Consider the following 17,973-nt stretch of genomic DNA (forward strand, 5'->3'; position numbering starts at 1 on the left):
GGCCGGCCCGCCGGGTCACTGGCCGGGCTGCCGGCTGGGCTGTGCGGAGGGCGCTGCGGAGGGCTGGGTGGCGGGCGGGGGTCCGGCGTCGAAGGTGACGGGGAGCCCGGCCGGGGCGGTTCCGGTCGGGGCGACCTGGAGGGTCTTGAGGGCGAACTCCATGACCTTCTTGTAGATCGGTCCGCAGATCTGGCCGCCGAAGTAGCTGCCCTTGGTGGGGTTCTGGATGGCGCAGTAGACGGTGATCCGCGGGTTGTCGGCCGGGGCGAAACCGGCGAAGGAGGCGGTGTAGCCCTTGTAGCGGCCGGTGGCCGGATCCACCCGGTTGGACGTGCCGGTCTTGCCGCCGACCCGGTAGCCGGGGATGCGGGCCTTGGTGCCGGTGCCCTCCTGGTCGTCGACGACCGACTCCAGCATCCGGGCCAGGGTCTTGGCGGTCTCCGCACTGATCACGGTCGTCTTCTCGGGGGCCGGGGCCGGGGTGAAGCGGCCGTCGGGGCCCTTGGTGCCGCGGACCAGGGTGGGCTCGATCCGTACGCCGCCGTTGGCGATCGTGGAGTACACGGAGGCGGCCTGCATGGCGTTGAGGGAGAGGCCCTGGCCGAAAGGGATCGTGTACTGCTGGGAGGTGGACCAGGCCTCGGGCTTGGCGAGGATGCCGCGGGACTCGCCCGGGTAGTTCAGGCCGGTGGGCCGTCCGATGCCGAACTTGTCCAGGTAGGAGTAGAGGACCCGGTTGGCCTCGGGCTGGGTGGCGCCGAGCTGGCCGGTGGCCAGGATGGTGCCGATGTTGGAGGACTTGGCGAGGACCCCGTTGAGGGTCAGGTACCAGGTCGGGTGGTCGATGTCGTCCTTGAACAGCCGGTCGCCGCGGTGCAGCCGGTTGGGGACCTCGACGTGGGTCTCGGGGGTGGCCTTCTTCTCCTCCAGCACGGCGGCCATCGACATCACCTTGGCGGTGGAGCCGGGCTCGTACACGTCCTGGAGGGCCGCGTTGCCCATGGCGGCGGAGCTGGCCTTCGACAGGTCGTTGGGGTCGAAGCCGGGGGCGTTGGCCATGGCCAGCACCTCGCCGGTACGGGTGTCCTGGACGATGACGTAGCCGCGGTCGGCCTCGGACTTGGCGACCTGCTCGCCGATGGCGCTCTGGGCCGCCCACTGGATGTCGCGGTCGATGGTCAGCTCGACGTCCTCGCCGGGTACGGCGGGCTTCTCGCTGGAGCCGGCGGTGGGCACGCGGCGGCCGCCGGACTGGGCGTACGTGATCGCGCCGTCCTTGCCGGCCAGCTTCTTGTCGAGGGAGGACTCCAGGCCCCCGCCGCCCTTGCCCTCGGCGTTGACGTAGCCCAGTATCCCGGCGGCCAGGTCACCGCCCGGGTACACGCGCTTGCTGCTGTCCTCGTTGAACACGCCGGCGAGGACGTTGGCGCCGGGTCCGTTGTTCTTCTTGTCGGCGGCCGCCTTGTCGGCGAAGACCCGCTTGAGGTCCTTGATCTGGTTCCAGACCTGGGGGGTCTGGCGCCGCGCCAGGACGACGTAGCGGGTGTTCTTGGTCTTGAGGCGGGCGGTGAGCTCCTTGGCGTCCTTGCCGAGGATCGGCGCGAGGAGGGCGGCGGCCTGCTCGGGCGCGTCCGGGGCCTTGCTGTCCTGCGGGGTGAACATCTTCGGGTCGGCGGTGATGTCGTACGCGTCGACGCTGGTCGCGAGGGCGACGCCCTTGCGGTCGGTGATCTCGCCGCGCTCGGCGGCGAGGGTGTAGCTGGCGAAGCGGTTCTCCGAGGCCTTGGCGGAGTACGCGGAGGCGTCGACGGCCTGCACCTGGAGCAGCCGTACGACGAAGGCCACCATGACGAGGGTCAGCCCGACGCTGACGAGCCGCAGCCGCGGCTTGGGGCTGCCGAGCCGGATGGTGTGCGGCTGCCGCGCGGGGCCGGGCCGCCGGGTGGCGGGCCGCGTGGCGGCGCGCGAGCGCCCCGGTCCGCCCCCGGGCCCGGGCACCCGCCGCCCGCCGGGGGCGCTCACGCGCCCACCGCCGCGGCCGGGCGGGGCGCCGTACCCGCGGACGGACCGGTGCAGGGGGCGGTTCCCGCCGGGGGTGCCCCCGGCGGGAGCTGGGGGAGGGTCCGCGTCACGACGTCACCTTCCGGAGGTCGGGTTGGGCTGGGGGGCACCGCCCGGAGCGGGCTGCCCGGCCTGCGGGGCCCCCGCCGCAGCGGAGCCCGGGGCCCCGTTCGGGGCGGGGCCCGGGGTGCCGGCGGCTCCCTGGGCGCCGCCGGGGGGCGAACCGGGACCGGCGGCCGGGGCGGAGGCCTGAGTGCCCGCCTGGGGGCCGCCCGGGGCGGTTGCCGGGGCCCCGGCCGGGGCGGCCGCCGGGGACGCCGAGGGACTCGGGGGCGGCGGCGGGGGCTCCGCGACCGCGGCCGTGCCCGTCACCTTGCCGTCCGGGCCGATGAAGACCGGGCTCCCGCCCGGGACCAGGCCCAGCTCGTGCGCCCGCCGCTGCAGGGCGTCCGGGGCCGAGTACCCGTCCACGTCCCGCTGCAGCGCCTGCTCCTCGTCCGTGAGCGCCGTGGTCTCCTTCTTCAGCTTGCTCAGCTGGAAGGACCCCTGGTTGAGCGCCGAGTTCAGGAGCAGCAGGCTGATCAGCCCGCCGGCCAGCAACGCCACCACCAGCAGGACGAACGGCGTCAGCGCCGCCTGTCCCGCGGAGCCGCCGCGCAGCCGCCCCAGTCCCCCGGCTCTGCTCATAGCCGCGCCTCCCGGATGCGCTCGACCCCGCGGAAGCGGGCCGGAGCCGCCCGGCGGTTCTCGGCGATCTCCTCCTCCGTGGGCAGCTCCGCGCCCCGGGTGAGCAGCTTCAGCTTGGGCTGGTACTTCTCCGGCACCACCGGCAGCCCGGGCGGCGCGGTCGACGCCGCGCCCGCCGCGAAGACCTGCTTGACCAGCCGGTCCTCCAGCGAGTGGTACGAGAGCACCGCGATCCGGCCGCCCACCGCGATCCGCTCCACGGCCGCCGGGATGGCCCGCTCCAGGACCGAAAGTTCGCCGTTGACCTCGATGCGCAGTGCCTGGAAGGTCCGCTTGGCCGGGTTGCCGCCGGTCCGCTTCGCGGCCTGCGGCAGCGCGTCGCGGATCAGTTCGACCAGCCGCGCGCTGTTCGTGAACGGCTCCTTGTCCCGCTCGCGGACGACGGCCGAGACGATCCGCTTGGCCTGCTTCTCCTCGCCGTACTGGCGCAGGATCCGTACGAGCTCGCCCGGCGGGTAGGTGTTGAGCACCTCGGCGGCGCTCATCCCGGTCGTCTGGTCCATCCGCATGTCCAGCGGCGCGTCCTGCGCGTACGCGAACCCGCGGTCGGCCTCGTCGAGCTGCATGGAGGAGACGCCGAGGTCGAAGAGGACGCCCTGGACGGCGGGGGTGCCGAGCCGGTCCAGTACGTCGGGCAGCTCGTCGTACACGGCGTGGACGAGGGTGGCGCGGTCACCGAAGGGCGCGAGCCGCTCGCCGGAGAGCCGCAGGGCCTCCTTGTCGCGGTCGAGGCCGATCAGGTGCGCCTCGGGGAACCGGGTCAGCAGGGCCTCGCTGTGGCCGCCGAGGCCGAGGGTGCAGTCGACGACGACGGCCCCGGGCCTCTCCAGCGCCGGGGCCAACAGGTCCAGGCACCGCTGGAGCATCACCGGGACATGTCGGGACTCGCTAGTCAAAGCGCCCTCTCAGATAACGGCGCGGCAGGCATACGCCGCGCCGCGCACGCGGAGTGTTACCAGGAGGCCGGGCGGCCGGTGAGGGCCGGGCTCCGGCCGGTTCGCGTCACTTTAGTGCAACGGTCGCCGCGGTCAACGAACCGCCCCGCGCGCCGTGCGCCCCACTCGTACGGAATCCGCAAAAGCCGCTTATCACCCGTATGGTCGCCCCCGCCTCACCCCTGTGGGTTAGCTCACAACAAGGCCGGTTGACGTTCTTTGTCCACCCTCACTCCATGCCTTTACCAGCGGTGACCACTAACGTCGTAGGCATGACGACTTCCGCATCCCTGCCCGCAGGGACCACCCCCCAGGCATCCGGCAGCGGCTCCGTCACGGACCGGCTGGTCGCGGCGAACCGGGAGTACGCCGCGAAGTTCACCGATCCCGGAATGGACGCCCGCCCCGTCCTGCACGTGGCCGTCGTGGCCTGTATGGACGCCCGCCTCGACCTGCACAAGGCCCTCGGCCTGGAGCTCGGCGACTGCCACACCATCCGCAACGCGGGCGGCGTGGTCACCGACGACACCATCCGCTCGCTCACGATCAGCCAGCGCGCCCTGGGCACCCGCACGGTGATACTGATCCACCACACCGGCTGCGGCCTCGAAAGCCTGACCGAGGACTTCCGGCACGAGCTGGAGGACGAGGTCGGCCAGCGCCCCGCCTGGGCCGTGGAGGCCTTCCGGGACGTGGACCAGGACGTCCGCCAGTCCATGCAGCGGGTCCGGACGAACCCCTTCCTGCCCCACCGCGACGATGTGCGAGGCTTCGTCTTCGACGTGCACACCGGACTCCTGCGGGAGATCGATCCCGCCTCGTGAGTGACACAGGGCCTGGGCGCCGTCAAGAATGCGGGAAGACGCCGCCCGGAAAACCGTCCGGGCCGGCGTCCTTGTCGGGGTGGGCCGGAGTGCGCCGAGAGCGTCGGCCCTGCGGAAAGGGCCGAGGAGAACCAGGTGACGACGTATGACGACCGAGCGAGCCTCGCGGATCTGACGAGCACGGCGGAGCGGGTGCGCCACTCCGTCGAGAGCGTGATCGAGGGCAAGCCCGAGGTCGTACGCATCGCGCTGACCGTGCTGCTCGCCGAGGGGCACCTGCTGATCGAGGACGTCCCCGGCGTCGGCAAGACGATGCTCGCCAAGACGCTGGCGAAGTCCATCGACTGCTCGGTGCAGCGCATCCAGTTCACTCCGGACCTGCTGCCCTCCGACATCACCGGCGTCAGCATCTACGACCAGCAGCGCCGCGAGTTCGAGTTCAAGCCGGGAGCGATCTTCGCGCAGATCGTCATCGGCGACGAGATCAACCGCGCCTCGCCGAAGACCCAGTCCGCCCTGCTGGAGTCGATGGAGGAGCGCCAGGTCACCATCGACGGCACGACGTACACGCTGCCGAGCCCGTTCATGGTGGTCGCCACCCAGAACCCGGTGGAGATGGAGGGCACCTACCCCCTCCCCGAGGCCCAGCGCGACCGCTTCATGGCCCGCGTCTCCGTCGGCTACCCGAGCCCCGACGCCGAACTCCAGATGCTCGACGTGCACGGCGGGACCTCCCCGCTCGACGACCTCCAGGCCGTCGCGCACGCCCACGACATCGTCAAGCTGATAGAGGCCGTCCGCGAGGTGTACGTCGCCGAGCCCGTCCGGCGCTACGTCGTCGACCTGGTCTCCGCGACCCGCAGCCACCCGGACCTGCGCCTGGGCGCCTCGCCCCGCGCCACCCTCCACCTGCTGCGCGCCGTGAAGGCCTCCGCCGCCCTGTCGGGCCGGGACTACGTCCTGCCCGACGACGTGCAGGCGCTGGCCGGCCCCGTCCTCGCGCACCGCCTGCTGCCCACCGCGCAGGCCCAGCTGAACCGGCGCACCGCCGAGCAGGTCGTCCACGACATCCTCCAGCGCACCCCCGTCCCTGCCGCGCACGCCCGCGGCGAGATGCCGCCCGGCGCGGGCATCCGGGGCTTCTGATGAGCGCCGGTGCCCCGCGCGGCGCCGGTGGCGGGAGCACGGGCCGGGGCGCCGGCGGGCTGCGCGCCTCGCTGGCGGGGCTGACCACCCGCGGCCGGTCCTTCCTGGCCGCCGGGGTGGCCGCCGCCCTGTGCGCGTACGTGCTCGGCCAGGGAGAACTGCTCCGGGTCGGGCTGCTGCTCGCCGTCCTGCCGCTGATCTGCGTCCTCGCCCTGCACCGCACCCGCCACCGGGTCTCCGGCAGCCGCCGGCTGACCCCCATGCGGGTGCCCGCGGGCTCCGAGGCCCGGGTGCAGCTGCGCATGGAGAACGTCTCGCGGCTGCCCACCGGACTGCTGATGCTCCAGGACCGGGTGCCCTACGTCCTCGGCCCCCGGCCCCGCTTCGTCCTGGACCGGGTCGAGCCCGGAGGACGCCGCGAGGTCTCCTACCGGGTCCGTTCCGACCTGCGCGGACGCTACCCGCTGGGCCCGCTCCAGCTGCGGCTGACCGACCCCTTCGGGCTGGTCGAGCTGACCCGCTCGTTCAGCACGTACGACACCCTCACCGTCATCCCGCGCACCGAGCCGCTGGCCGCGGTCCGGCTGACCGGCGAGACCTCCGGCTACGGCGACGGCAGCCGCCGCTCGCTGGCCCTGGCCGGCGACGACGACGTGATCCCGCGCGGGTACCGGCGCGGCGACGACCTGCGCCGGGTGCACTGGCGCTCCACCGCCCGCTACGGCGAGCTGATGGTGCGCCGCGAGGAGCAGCCGCAGCGCAGCAAGGCCACGGTCCTGCTGGACACCCGCGGGACCGCCTTCGAGGGCGCCGGACCGGACTCCGCGTTCGAGTGGGCGGTCTCCGGGGCCGCCTCGGCCCTGGTGCACCTGCTCGAACAGGGCTTCTCGGTGCGGCTGCTGACCGACTCGGGTACCTCGGTGCCCGGCGACGGCAGCGGCTTCACGTCCGGAGGGCAGGAGTCCGCGGAGGCGGCCGGGCTGATGATGGACACCCTCGCGGTCGTCGGGCACTCCGACGGCGCCGGCCTCGCCCGCGCGTACGACGCCGTGCGCAGCGGCGGCGGCCACGGAGCCGGGGGCTTCGGCGGAGCCGGTGGTGACGGGCTCCTCATCGCCTTCTTCGGAGACCTGGACGACGTACAGACGGAAGTGGCGGCCAAGATGCGCGGGCGCTGCGGGGCGGCGGTGGCCTTCGTCCTGGACTCCGCTCAGTGGACCGGGCGGCCCTCGCGGGTGGAGCAACGGGTGGGCAGGCTGCGCGACACGGGCTGGACCGCGCTGGCCGCGCCGCCCGGGGTGGCGTTCGGGGAGCTGTGGCGGCAGGCCGGCAACGCTCCGCTCGGCACGGGTACCTCCGGAGGTTGGGGATGAGCGGGCGGGCGCGCGTGACGCTCTTCGCGATGCTGGCGACGCTGCTCACCTCGTGGTCGCTGGCCGCGCTGGTGGACTCCTCGGGCTGGGTGCTGGAGGCGGGGGCCCTGCTGGCCGTGCAGGGCGCGGTGGGGGCCGGGGCGCGGCGGGTGCCCCTGGGGCGCACGCTGACCGTGGCCTCGCAGGTGCTGGTGTCGCTGCTGGTGCTGATGTTCCTGTTCGCGGGCAAGGGAGAGTCCACCGGGTCCGGGCCGATGGCCTATCTGGTGACGGATTTCGGCGCCCTGTTCCAGCGGGGCGTCCAGGACGTCGGCGAGTTCGCGATCCCCGCTCCGCTGACGGACGGCATCCGGCTGCTGCTGCTGTCCGGGGTGCTGGCGATCGGGCTGCTGGTGGACCTCCTGGCGGTGACCCTGCGGACCGCGGCGGCCGCCGGGCTGCCGCTGCTCGCGCTGTACTCGGTCGCCGCGGGGCTCTCCGGCGGCGCCGGGGCCTCCTGGATCTCCTTCCTGCTGGCCGGCTGCGGCTACCTGCTGCTGCTGCTGGCCGAGGGCCGCGACCGGCTCGCCCAGTGGGGCCGGGTCTTCGGCGCCGCCCCCGGCGCGGGGGCCTCCTCGGGCCCGGGGTACGCAGGCGTCGGCGCGGGCTCGGGCCCGGGCCGGGCGCTGGCTCCCGTTCGGACCGGACGGCGGATCGGCGCGGTGGCGCTGGGGATCGCGCTGGCGGTGCCGGCGGCGCTGCCCGCACTCGGCGGCGGACTGCTGGGCACGCAGGGCGGCGGGGCCGGGGACGGCTCCGGCGTCGGCGGGACGATCTCGGCGGTCAACCCGCTGGTCTCCCTCCAGGGCAGCCTGAACGCCCAGGACAACCGCGTGGTGCTGAAGTACCGCACGGACAGCCCGCAGCTCGGCGAGCAGTACCTGCGGATCCTGGCACTGGACGAGTTCAACGGCGTCAAGTGGGAGGCCTCGGGGCGGACCCTGACCGACGTGCCGGAGCGGCTGCCGGCCCCGCCGGGGATGAGCGAGCAGGTCCGGGCGACGGGCACCGAGGTACGGACGAGCGTCTCGGCGGCCGACACGTACGCCCAGCGCTACCTGCCGATGCCCTATCCGGCGATGTCCGTGACCATCCCGGGCAAGTGGCGGTTCGAGCCGGCCGGCCGGACGCTGGTCGGCGACCAGCTGGGCCGGGACAGGTACCAGAACGTCCAGGGCGCGATGTACACCGTGCAGAGCCTGCTGCTGCGGCCGACGGCGGAGCAGTTGCAGGCGGCGCCGGAGCCGAACCCGCTCATCAAGGCCGAGTACACGAAGATCCCCGACAATCTGCCGGCGGTGGTCGGCGACACGGCCCGCCAGGTGACGAAGGGCGCGAAGGACGACTACACCCGGGCGGTGAAGCTCCAGGACTACTTCGCCGTGAACGGCGGCTTCCGCTACGACACGAAGGTGGCCTCGGGCACGGGGCCGCAGGCCATCGCGCGGTTCCTCGCCGACAAGGAGGGGTTCTGCATCCACTTCGCGTTCTCGATGGCGGCGATGTCGCGCTCGCTCGGGATCCCGGCGCGGGTGGCGGTGGGGTTCACGCCCGGCGAGAAGCAGGCGGACGGCAGCGTGAACGTGTCGATGCGGGACGCGCACGCCTGGCCCGAGCTGTACTTCGAGGGCGTGGGCTGGACCCGGTTCGAGCCGACGCCGCGCCAGGGGATCACGGTCCCGGACTACTCCCGGTCCGAGCTCCCCGCGGCCCAGCCGTCCGCGCCGGCGACGCTGCCCTCGACCGGCGCGACGCAGCCGTCGGCGGCGCCGTCGAAGGCCGAGGACTGCCCGCCGGAGGCGAAGAAGCTGGGCGAGTGCGGGGTGGCGGCTCCCCGGCCGAAGGGGGGTTCCGCCGGCGGCGGACCCTCTCTGGTCGGCGTGCTGGGCTGGGCCCTGCCGATCCTTGCCCTGCTGGCCCTCCCGCTGCTCCCGCTGCTGTGGCGGACGCGGTTGCGGGGACGCCGGCTGGCGGCGGGGCAGGTCCTGGCGGCGTGGACCGAGCTGTCCGACGCGGCCTGGGACGTGGGCATCACCCCCGACGAGGCCCTGTCACCGCGCCGGGCGGCGGCCAGGGTGGTGGAGCTCGGCCGGCTGGAGCCGGAGGCGGCGCAGGCGGTGCACCGGGTCGCGGAGGCGGTGGAGCGCTCGCTGTACGCCCCGCCGGGCACGGAGGCCGCGTACGACGGCCTGGGGACGGACGTCCTGCTGGCCCGCGCCGCGCTGCTGGCTCCGCTGACCCGCACGGCCCGCGTCCGCGCGGTGCTCCTCCCCCGCTCGGGGGCGCGCCTGCGCTGGTCGGCGGCCGCGCGGTGGTCGGCGCTGGCGACGTCCGCGGCGGCCCGGCTGGCCCCCGTCTCGGCGCTGTTGTCCCGTCTCCCCCTCAAGGGCCGCGGCTGACTCGGTGGGCCCCGGCCGGGGCCGGGGCCCCGCGGGCGGACGCGAAACGGCGGGGCCCGTTCCCCCGGGGCCCCGCCGTTTCGCGCCGCACATCGGCATAGGTACCCGGTCCGCACCGGCCGCCCCGTGTCGGCGGTCCGGACCGGGTCCCCGTCCGTATCCCCAGTCTGGCGTTCGCGCAGGTGGGGGCCATCCGCGCACGTACTCATTTCCGCGACTAGGTACGCGTACTCACGCGCGGCGGACGGCGCCCCCAGTTCTACGCCGTCCCGGCACCCCCGCGGCACCGCCGATCGGGGGTCACCCAGGGCCGGCCCGGACCGGCCCGGGGACTCCCCGTCAGCGGTTCCCGCTGACCCGGCCCCGCAGCAGCAGCGACAGCGCCGAGTGCACGTCGTCCAGCGACCGCTCGCTCTGGAACGACTGCCAGTCCAGCGCCGCCACCAGCACCATGCCCACCATCGCGGCGGCGGTCAGCGGCACGTCGATCTCCGCGCTCAGCTCCCCCCGCTCCACGCCCTCGCGCAGCACCGTCTCCACGACGGCCACCGCCTCCCGCCGGACCACCATCAGCGTGGACTGCCACGCCCGGTTGGTCCGCCACAGCTCGGCGACGTACAGCTGGGTGAAGGCCGGGTACCGGTCGATGAACACCAGTCCCGCCCGGATCATCGCGTCGAGCGCCTCGACGCGGCTGCCGCCCCGCCGCTCCGTCTCCTCGGCCGCGTCGCGCAGCGAGGCCGTCAGCAGCCCGACCCCGTGCCGCAGCAGCTCCTCGAAGAGTTCGTTCTTGCTGGCGAAGTTGTAGTAGACGGTGCCCTTCGCGACCCCCGCCCGCTCGGCGATCTCGTCGACCGTGGTCGCGGAGAAGCCCTGCTCGGCGATGAGGGTGACGGCCGCCTCGTAGAGCTTCTGGCGGGTCGCCTGCCGGCGGCCGCCGCCGGTACCGGTGCTGCTGCGTTCCATGGCGCTGATTCTCACAGGTCAACCGATCTCTACGGGCCCGGTCCCTACAGGCTCAGTTCGGGGTGCAGCCGGTCCATCGTCCACACCTGCTTGCCGCGGGCGGCAAGCGCGGTGAGGGCGAGCGATCCCGCGGTGAACGCCGCCAGGACGGCGCAGCCCTGCCAGACCGGGCCGAGGTCGCCGCCGGTGATGAGGCGGCGCAGGCCCTCGACGATGTACGACATCGGCAGGTACGGGTGGATGGCGTTGAAGAACCCCGGACTGGTCTGAACGGGGTACGTACCGCCCGCCGAGGTCAGCTGGAGCATCAGGACGGCCAGGACCAGGATGCGGCCGGCGGCGCCGAACTTGGCGTTGAGCCACTGGACGATCGCCGCGAAGCAGCCGGTGACCAGGAAGAGGAAGCCGACGGTCAGGGCCGGGCGGGCCATCTCCAGGCCGAGGCCCCAGTGGAGCACGGACATCAGCGCCCCCACCTGTGCGGCGCCGAGCCCTGCCACGGGCAGCCAGCCCGCCAGGGCGATCCGCCAGGGCGAGGCGCCGGCGGCCAGCGCCCGCTTGTTCATCGGCGCGATCAGCATGTAGGCGACCATCGCGCCGACCCAGAGGGAGAGCGGGATGAAGTACGGCGCGAAGCCGGTGCCGTAGTTGGGCGCCTTGTGCAGGGACTGGTTGGCGAGCTTGACCGGGTCGGCCATGACCTCGGTACGGGCGTCGCGCTGCTGCCGGTCGTAGTCCGGGATCTTGTCTACGCCCTGGTGCAGGCCGTCGGCCAGGGCGCCGTTGCCGTCGACGAGCTTGTAGATGCCGCCGTCGAGGCTGTGCGCGCCGTCGCCGATCTTGCCGACTCCCGCGCCGATGGCCTCGGAGCCGTCGGTGGCCTTGCCGAGACCGGTGTGGAGCTGGGCCGTGCCGGTGGCGACCTTGTGGGCGCCGGTGTTGAGGGCGTTGGCGGAGGCGACGGCCTGGTCCAGCTTGCCGGCGAGGCCGGGGGCGCCCGCGGCGAGCTTGCGGGCCTGCTTCTCCAGGTCGGTGAGCTGCGTGCGCAGGCCTGCCAGATCGCCGCCCGAGTCCTTGACCAGCGCGTCGACGTCGCCGGTGAGCCGGGCGGCCTCGGCGGTGGTGTCCTTCAGCTTCTTCAGGTCGGCGCAGGCGACCGGCAGCGGCTTGGCGGCCGCGCCCGTGCAGGTGCGGGTGTACGTGTCGGCCGCCAGGGCCGCGGCCTGCTTGCTGACCTTGGCTGCGGCGGGGGCCTTCTTGCCGATCGTCTCCAGGTGGTCGTTGACGACCCGGGCGGTGTCCGCGACCAGCAGTGCGGCGTCGGCGAGCTGCTTGGGGTTGTCCAGGTAGGGGCGTACCTGGGAGGCGGTGCCGTTGATCTTGTCCGCGATCTGCTGGGTGCCGGCGGCGAGGTCCTTCGTGCCGGTCTCCAGCTTGCCCGCGGCCGTGTCGAGCTTCGTCAGCCCGCCGGTCAGCTCGCCGTTCTTCTCCTCGACCGTGTCGAGGTTGTCGGCGATCTCCTTCGCTCCCTGCTGGGCCTTGCTCGCGCCGTCCTTGAGCTTGTCGGCGCCGTCGGCGGCCTCGGCGGTCTTGTCGTGCAGGTCGGAGAAGGAGACGAAGATCTTGTCGAGGAAGCCGCGGGAGGCGTTGGTGGACGCCGCCGAGCGGACCTCGGCGAAGACCGTGCGGGAGATCGAGCCGACGATGTAGTTGTTGGCGTCGTTGGTGCGCACCTGGAGGGCGCTGGTCGCGGGGTCCGCACCGGAGCTGGAGGCGATCTTCGTGCTGAAGTCGGCGGGCATGGTCAGGGACAGGTAGTACGTCCCGTTCTCCAGGCCCTTGGCCGCCTCCTCGGCGCTCACGTCGTGCCATTCGAAGGTCTTGCTGGCGTGCAGCTTCTTGGTGATCTCGCCGCCGGCGTCGATGCGGTTGCCTTCGACGGTGGCACCCTGGTCGGCGTTGACGAGCGCGACGGGGACCTTGTCGAGCCGGCTGTACGGGTCCCAGAAGGACCAGAGGTACAGGGCTCCGTAGAGCAGCGGCAGCAGGAGCAGTGCGACGAGGGCGGCCCGGGGCAGCTTCCCCCGCCCGAACCGCTTCAGCTCAAGCGCGGCCAGCTTCGGCGAGCGCATCGTCCGCCCCCTTCGTGATGTCTTCGGACTCTTGGGTCTCTTCGGTCTCTTCGGTCTCTTCGGTCGTGCCACGCGTGTCGTTCGTGCCGTTCGTGCCGTTCGTGCCCGGCTCGGCGCCGACGGCGGCGTCCGTGCGCAGGACCGTCACGTCGTCCGGCGCCTCGCTGCACACCGCGAGGACGGTGGTCCCGGCGGCGGCGATGGAGCGGAGCAGGGCCCAGGCCTCGGCGCGTTCGGCGTCCGAGAGCTTGAGGTCCAGGTCGTCGAGGGCCAGCAGGCGCGGTGCGCCCAGCAGGGCGATGGCCACGGACAGCCGGACCGCCTCCAGCCGCTCCAGGTCGCGTACGGAGGTGCGCGGGCCCTTGGGCAGGGACGCGAGGTCCAGCCCGGCGGCGGCCAGGGCGGCGTCGATCCGGGCCTGTGCGGCGACGCGGCGCTCGCCGCGCGGGCGCAGCAGGGCGCGGACGGGGCCCTCGTAGCGGCGCTGGAGCAGTGCGCCCTCGCGCAGTTGCTCGGCGACGGTGAGGGACTGGTCGAGTTCGTTGACACCGGTGACCGGGCCGAGCGCGGCGATCCGGCGGACCGCGGCCATGTGCCGCGGCAGCCGGTGGCCGGCGACCTCGGCGTGGCCCTCGGTGGCCTTCATGCGTCCGGTGAGGGCGAGGAGGAGGCAGGTCCGGCCGCTGCCGGAGGGGCCTTCGACGGCGACGAGCGAGCCGGGCTCCGCGTCGAGACGCACTCCCCGGAACACCCAGCCGCGCGGGCCCTTGAGTCCGAAGTCCTCGGCCTTGACGGCCGCTCCGTGCGGGCTGTCCACGCCGTCTCCCCTCCTTTTGAACTGACTGGTCAGTTCAAAAACTAGCACCATTGATGACACCTCGTCTGCCCAGGGGGGCAGTTGGCAGACGGGCGCAGGCATCGCCGCAGGTCAGCGCGATTGTCAGTGTCGACCGTCACGATGAGGGCAGGCACAAACACAGACACGGCAGTACGCAACGACAGGAGGTTCGTCATGGCCACACCGTCCCCGTCCCCTGTCCACCCCGTCCCGCGCAGGTCGGCAGCTCCTCCGGCCGCGCTCGATCTGCTCGCCAAGGCCCACGCCGGCCTGGCCGAGGCCGCCCTGCTGGACCGGCCGGGCGAGCGGTACGCCACCGCCCACCTGGCCGCACTGCGCACCGCCGCGGCCGTCCTCGCCGCGCGCGGGAAGCCGGAGCCGGTCGGCGCGCGGCGCCGGCCCCGGATCCGCAGCGCGTGGGAGGTACTGCCGGAGATAGCCCCGGAGCTGACGGAGTGGAGCGCGCTGTTCGCCTCCGGCGCCGACCGCCGGGCAAGGGCCGAGGCCGGGATAGCGGACGCGGCGACGGTCCGGGACGCGGACGATCTGGTGCGCGCCGTGGAGATGTTCCTGCGGCTGGTGGAGCGGATGCTCGCCCTCCAGCCGGTGGCGCCCACGCTGCCGCAGCCGCGCCCGGAGCATCCGGACGCGGGCTGAGCTGGGCGGGGTGACCGGCACGGCTTCGTGCAGGCAATAGGGTGGGGCTCGCATCGCCCACCCTTGTCGCGCCGAGGAGCCATCAGCCGTGTCGGACACTTCCCGCCCCCGCGCCTCCCTTCGCACCGCCGTGGTGTGGGAGGTCCTCAAGGAGGCCCTCGACCGCCGGGTGAAGGCGACCGGGCGGGACGTGCTGGACGTGCTGGACACCGGTGGCGGCACCGGCAAGTTCGCCGTGCCGGTGGCCCGGCTGGGCCACCGGGTGACCGTGGTCGACCCCAGCCCGAACGCGCTGTTCGGGCTGGAGCGCCGCGTCGCCGAGGAGGGCGTGGCCGACCTGGTCCGCGGGGTCCAGGGCGATGCCCAGGGCCTGCTGGACGTCGTAGACCGCGACGCGTACGACGTGGTGCTCTGCCACGGCGTGCTGGAGTACGTGGACGACCCGGCCGAGGGCGTGGCCAACGCGGTCGCCGCCCTGCGCCCCGGCGGCACGCTCAGCCTGCTCGCCGCGGGCCTGGGCGGAGCGGTGCTGGCCCGCGCCCTCGCCGGCCACTTCACCGAGGCCCGTACGGCACTCACGGACCCGGCCGGCCGCTGGGGCTCGGGCGACCCGGTGCCCCGCCGCTTCACCGCCGAGCAGCTCGCCGCGCTGGTCGGCGGGGCCGGCCTGGAGGTCGGCTCGGTGCACGGGGTCCGCGTCTTCGCCGACCTCGTCCCCGGCGTCCTGGTCGACACCGAGCCGGGCGCGGTCGAGGCGCTGCTGCGTCTGGAGGAGGCGGCCGCCGAGCTGCCCGCCTTCCACGCGGTCGCCACGCAATTGCACGTCCTGGGCGGCAAGCCCGCCTGATCTGCGGAGTTCCGCTCAGGGAGTACGCCGGACACCCTCCGTTCAGCCGGTCGGCCCCGTATGATCGTGCTCAGTGACCGGCATGGTGGACGGGCCAGTGGGGAATAAGCGCCTCATGACCGCCCACCCGGCGGTACGGTTTCGCGCAAGGTTTGGCTCGGGCGGCGCCTTTTGGGGCGGTGCCTTTTTCGGGCACTGTTTTTGGAACCTTGCGCAGAGGGCGGGTATCACGGGGGCGATTCCCCGCCTATCCTGAAGGGGACCCCTGGTCGCTACCCCCCGCGACCGACGGATGAGGAGGACTCCCGTGCCGCTCTCGGAGCACGAGCAGCGAATGCTCGAGCAGATGGAGCGAGCGCTGTACGCCGAAGATCCCAAGTTCGCGACAGCGCTTGAGGGAAGCGGACTGCGTACGTACACCCGGCGACGGGTCTACCAGGCAGTCGCAGGCATTGTGGTGGGTATCGCGCTCCTCATGACCGGTGTGATCATTCCGAACGTACTCTGGGTCAGCGTGGTGGGATTCCTCGTCATGCTCGGCTGTACGGTCCTCGTGGTCACCGGTTGGCGCAAGGCACCCAAGCCTGGCGAGCAGCCCGTCTCCGGCAGTGCAGGCGGTTCGGCCCACGGCCGAAACCGGCAGCGTCGGTCGATGATGACCCGCATCGAGGAGCGGTGGCAGCGCCGCCGCGACGAACAGGGGCAGTAGGCCCCCGCAGACATGGGTGAGGGGACGGCCGCCGTACGGCGGCCGTCCCCTCACGGCTCTGCCGCGCCGATCCGCCCCGTCTCCCCGATCACCCCTGCCGGGGCCCGGTCCTGCGGCATGATGGCCCGGTGAGTGTGCTCCCCCTGGTCTTCACCAGCGGCTGGGCCAGCGGGATCAACGCCTACGCCGTGGTCCTCCTGCTCGGCGTCTTCGGCGCGACCGGACTGACCGACGAGGTCCCCGCGTCCCTCCAGCGCACCGACGTGCTGATCGTCGCCGGCGTGCTGTTCCTCTGCGAGGCCGTCGCCGACAAGATCCCGTACGTGGACTCCCTCTGGGACGCGGTGCACACCGTGATCCGGCCGCTGGCCGGGGCCGTGGTCGGCGCCCTGCTGGCCGGCCAGAGCGGGTCGCTCTCCGACATCGCCGCCGGCGCGGTCGGTGGTTCCACCGCGCTGGCCAGCCATTTCGTCAAGGCCGGCACCCGGATGGCCGTCAACACCTCACCCGAGCCCTTCAGCAACATCGTGCTGAGCACGGCCGAGGACCTGGGCGTGGCGGGCATCGTCACCTTCGCGATGTTCAACCCCCAGGCGGCCGCGATCATCGCGGCCGTCCTGCTGGCGGCCGGTCTGGCCATACTCGTCTTCCTCTGGAGCCGGATCCGCCGCTTCCTGCGCCGCCGGGCCCAGCGCCGCGAGGAGAAGCGGCTCGCGGCCGAGGAGCGCGAGGCGGCCGCGCGGGCCGCGGTACCACCCCGCTGACCCCGGCCGTCCCCCTGACCTGCTCCGGACTCCCCCGACCCCGCTCGATAGGGTCATCCGCATGGCACGAATTGCGGTGATCGGCGCCGGCATGGGCGCCATGGCCACGGCGGCCCGGCTGGCCGTGGCGGGGCACCAGGTGACGGTGTACGAGCGCGGGTCCACGTACGGCGGTTCCGTCGGCCGCCACGAACAGGGCGGCTTCGCCTTCGACACCGGGCCCGGTCTGCTGCACCTGCCCGCCGTCTACCGCGACCTGTTCGTCAAGACCGGCAAGCGGCCGCTGGAGGACTGCGTCGAGCTGGTCCAGGTCGACCCGGCCGTCCGGCACGTCCTCGCCGACGGCACCGCCGTGACCCTGCCGGGCGGCTCGCGCGGCGGCGCCGCCACCGTCCTCGACCAGGCCTTCGGCCCGGGGGCCGGAGAGCGCTGGAACGGGGTCCTGGGCCGCGCCCGGGACGCCTGGAACGCCACCCGGCGCCCGCTGCTGGAGGAGCCGCTGCGCCCCGACTGGCAGGTGCTGGGCGGGGATCCGTACCCGGCGCTGCGCAAGAGCGGCCTGCTGCGCCGCCGCCCGCCGACCCTCGCCGAGGTGGCCGACCGCGAGCTGGGCGGCCGGCTCGGGGAGCTGCTCGCCGCGCGGGTGCGGGCGTACGGGGTCGACCCGGCCACCGCGCCCGCCTCGGCGGCCGTGCTCCCGTACATGGAGCAGACCTTCGGCAGCTGGTACGTGCGCGGCGGCATGCGGGCCCTGGCCACCGCCGTGTACGAGCGCTGCCTCGAACGGAAGGTCGCCTTCGTCTTCGATGCGCCCGTACGGGAGGTCCTGGAGCGGGACGGCCGGGCGGCCGGGCTGCTGCTGGCCGACGGCGCCGAGGCCGCCGCGGACTTCGTGGTGTGCGGGGTCGACCCGCGGCAGCTGCGTGCCCCGCTGCCCGCCGGCGGCGTACCGGCCCGCGGGCCGGGGGTGGCCGGCCGGATCACCCTGCTGCTCGCGCTGCGCGGAGCCCGCCCCGCGGACGCCGTCCACCGCACCCTGGTCCACTCCCCGGGCACCCAGCTGACCGTGCTGCGCCCCGACGACCCCGCCGTACGGCCCGACGCGGACCACGAGGCGGTGACCGTGAGCGCCCTGTGCGGCCCTGGGGGCGCCCCTGCGCCCCGCGCGCAGGAGCTGCTGGACCTGGCGGCCCGGGCCGTGCCCGGACTGCGTGAGCGGCTGCTGTGGAGCCGCGAGCGCACTCCGGCGGACACCGAGGCGGACACCGGCGCACCGGGCGGCGCGGTGCCCCCGCCCGCCCTCGCCGGGGCCGGCGGCGCGATGCTCTACCCCGCCAACACCACCGCCCTGCCCGGGCTGTTCCTCGCGGGCGGCTGGGCGCACCCCGGCGGCGGGCTCGCGCACGCGGGGATGACGGGGGCCCTGGTGGCCGGGCTGATCGTGGAGGGCGCGGCGTTCCGCGGCTCCCAGTGACGCCGGAGCCCCCGGGAGGACCTCCTCCCGGGGGCTCACCCCGCGCGCCGGTACCCGTCGTG

The 17,973-nt window shown here is 73.8% G+C and carries 15 protein-coding genes; 9 read left to right on the top strand and 6 right to left on the bottom strand.

Going from position 1 to position 17,973, the window contains the following annotated elements; genetic code table 11:
- Positions 1–15: 15 nt before the first annotated feature.
- The 3 genes from AB0M92_RS23215 to rsmH all read right to left on the bottom strand — a co-directional run bounded on the left by AB0M92_RS23215 (position 16) and on the right by rsmH (position 3,674).
- Entirely contained in the window at positions 16–2,022 is a 2,007-nt protein-coding gene (locus AB0M92_RS23215; RefSeq protein WP_366104187.1) for a penicillin-binding protein 2, read from the bottom strand.
- 114 nt (positions 2,023–2,136) lie between these two features.
- Positions 2,137–2,748, bottom strand: coding sequence for a hypothetical protein (locus AB0M92_RS23220; protein WP_366104188.1), 612 nt, complete (start codon positions 2,746–2,748; stop codon positions 2,137–2,139).
- Positions 2,745–3,674, bottom strand: coding sequence for a 16S rRNA (cytosine(1402)-N(4))-methyltransferase RsmH (gene rsmH / locus AB0M92_RS23225; protein ID WP_366104267.1), 930 nt, complete (start codon positions 3,672–3,674; stop codon positions 2,745–2,747). Before rsmH ends, AB0M92_RS23220 begins: the two co-directional genes overlap by 4 nt.
- A 341-nt stretch (positions 3,675–4,015) precedes the next feature.
- Here rsmH and AB0M92_RS23230 point away from each other — a divergent pair, with 341 nt between their 5' ends.
- From AB0M92_RS23230 to AB0M92_RS23245, 4 genes are all read left to right on the top strand, one after another.
- Positions 4,016–4,567 carry a carbonic anhydrase gene (locus AB0M92_RS23230; protein ID WP_366104189.1) on the top strand — a complete coding sequence of 184 codons (552 nt, stop codon included), beginning with the start codon at positions 4,016–4,018 and terminating at the stop codon, positions 4,565–4,567.
- Positions 4,568–4,702: 135 nt separating this feature from the next.
- Positions 4,703–5,713 (top strand): MoxR family ATPase, encoded by a 1,011-nt coding sequence (locus tag AB0M92_RS23235; RefSeq protein ID WP_366104190.1) that lies wholly within the window; start codon positions 4,703–4,705, stop codon positions 5,711–5,713.
- Entirely contained in the window at positions 5,713–7,086 is a 1,374-nt protein-coding gene (locus AB0M92_RS23240; protein WP_366104191.1) for a DUF58 domain-containing protein, read from the top strand. The genes AB0M92_RS23235 and AB0M92_RS23240 overlap by 1 nt, the downstream gene beginning before the upstream one ends.
- Positions 7,083–9,524 (top strand): transglutaminaseTgpA domain-containing protein, encoded by a 2,442-nt coding sequence (locus AB0M92_RS23245; RefSeq protein WP_366104192.1) that lies wholly within the window; start codon positions 7,083–7,085, stop codon positions 9,522–9,524. The genes AB0M92_RS23240 and AB0M92_RS23245 overlap by 4 nt, the downstream gene beginning before the upstream one ends.
- A gap of 339 nt (positions 9,525–9,863) precedes the next feature.
- Here the strand turns inward: AB0M92_RS23245 and AB0M92_RS23250 are convergent, their stop codons facing one another.
- From AB0M92_RS23250 to AB0M92_RS23260, 3 genes are read right to left on the bottom strand one after another with little or no spacing between them, the layout of a single operon-like run.
- Positions 9,864–10,490: a TetR/AcrR family transcriptional regulator gene (locus AB0M92_RS23250; protein WP_030156018.1), complete on the bottom strand. Its 627-nt coding sequence runs from the start codon at positions 10,488–10,490 to the stop codon at positions 9,864–9,866.
- A gap of 44 nt (positions 10,491–10,534) precedes the next feature.
- A complete protein-coding gene (locus AB0M92_RS23255; RefSeq protein ID WP_366104193.1) occupies positions 10,535–12,622 on the bottom strand; it encodes a YhgE/Pip domain-containing protein in 2,088 nt (695 codons plus the stop codon).
- On the bottom strand, positions 12,594–13,439 hold the full coding sequence (locus AB0M92_RS23260; RefSeq protein WP_366104194.1) for an ATP-binding cassette domain-containing protein: 846 nt from the start codon (positions 13,437–13,439) through the stop codon (positions 12,594–12,596). The genes AB0M92_RS23255 and AB0M92_RS23260 overlap by 29 nt, the downstream gene beginning before the upstream one ends.
- A gap of 195 nt (positions 13,440–13,634) precedes the next feature.
- Between AB0M92_RS23260 and AB0M92_RS23265 the strand changes: the two genes are divergently transcribed.
- The 5 genes from AB0M92_RS23265 to AB0M92_RS23285 all read left to right on the top strand — a co-directional run bounded on the left by AB0M92_RS23265 (position 13,635) and on the right by AB0M92_RS23285 (position 17,911).
- Positions 13,635–14,117 carry an SAV_6107 family HEPN domain-containing protein gene (locus AB0M92_RS23265; RefSeq protein WP_366104195.1) on the top strand — a complete coding sequence of 161 codons (483 nt, stop codon included), beginning with the start codon at positions 13,635–13,637 and terminating at the stop codon, positions 14,115–14,117.
- Between the two features lie 88 nt (positions 14,118–14,205).
- Positions 14,206–14,964 (top strand): methyltransferase, encoded by a 759-nt coding sequence (locus AB0M92_RS23270; RefSeq protein ID WP_366104196.1) that lies wholly within the window; start codon positions 14,206–14,208, stop codon positions 14,962–14,964.
- A gap of 307 nt (positions 14,965–15,271) precedes the next feature.
- A complete protein-coding gene (locus tag AB0M92_RS23275; RefSeq protein WP_030156028.1) occupies positions 15,272–15,673 on the top strand; it encodes a DUF3040 domain-containing protein in 402 nt (133 codons plus the stop codon).
- A 128-nt stretch (positions 15,674–15,801) separates the two neighbouring features.
- Positions 15,802–16,437 (top strand): DUF4126 domain-containing protein, encoded by a 636-nt coding sequence (locus tag AB0M92_RS23280; protein ID WP_366104197.1) that lies wholly within the window; start codon positions 15,802–15,804, stop codon positions 16,435–16,437.
- Positions 16,438–16,498: 61 nt separating this feature from the next.
- A complete protein-coding gene (locus AB0M92_RS23285) occupies positions 16,499–17,911 on the top strand; it encodes an NAD(P)/FAD-dependent oxidoreductase (RefSeq protein WP_366104198.1) in 1,413 nt (470 codons plus the stop codon).
- The last annotated feature ends 62 nt before the right edge of the window (positions 17,912–17,973 follow it).

Origin of the sequence: Streptomyces sp. NPDC051582 (genome assembly GCF_040681715.1) — a bacterium.
In the GTDB taxonomy this organism is placed as follows: domain Bacteria; phylum Actinomycetota; class Actinomycetes; order Streptomycetales; family Streptomycetaceae; genus Streptomyces.

What these genes read in the sequence shown, in the direction of transcription:
- AB0M92_RS23255 (WP_366104193.1), bottom strand. Translation starts at nt 12,622, where the DNA reads ATGCGCTCGCCGAAGCTGGCCGCGCTTGAGCTGAAGCGGTTCGGGCGG.
- AB0M92_RS23250 (WP_030156018.1), bottom strand. Translation starts at nt 10,490, where the DNA reads ATGGAACGCAGCAGCACCGGTACCGGCGGCGGCCGCCGGCAGGCGACC.
- AB0M92_RS23240 (WP_366104191.1), top strand. Translation starts at nt 5,713, where the DNA reads ATGAGCGCCGGTGCCCCGCGCGGCGCCGGTGGCGGGAGCACGGGCCGG.
- AB0M92_RS23220 (WP_366104188.1), bottom strand. Translation starts at nt 2,748, where the DNA reads ATGAGCAGAGCCGGGGGACTGGGGCGGCTGCGCGGCGGCTCCGCGGGA.
- AB0M92_RS23230 (WP_366104189.1), top strand. Translation starts at nt 4,016, where the DNA reads ATGACGACTTCCGCATCCCTGCCCGCAGGGACCACCCCCCAGGCATCC.
- rsmH (WP_366104267.1), bottom strand. Translation starts at nt 3,674, where the DNA reads ATGCTCCAGCGGTGCCTGGACCTGTTGGCCCCGGCGCTGGAGAGGCCC.
- AB0M92_RS23265 (WP_366104195.1), top strand. Translation starts at nt 13,635, where the DNA reads ATGGCCACACCGTCCCCGTCCCCTGTCCACCCCGTCCCGCGCAGGTCG.
- AB0M92_RS23285 (WP_366104198.1), top strand. Translation starts at nt 16,499, where the DNA reads ATGGCACGAATTGCGGTGATCGGCGCCGGCATGGGCGCCATGGCCACG.
- AB0M92_RS23245 (WP_366104192.1), top strand. Translation starts at nt 7,083, where the DNA reads ATGAGCGGGCGGGCGCGCGTGACGCTCTTCGCGATGCTGGCGACGCTG.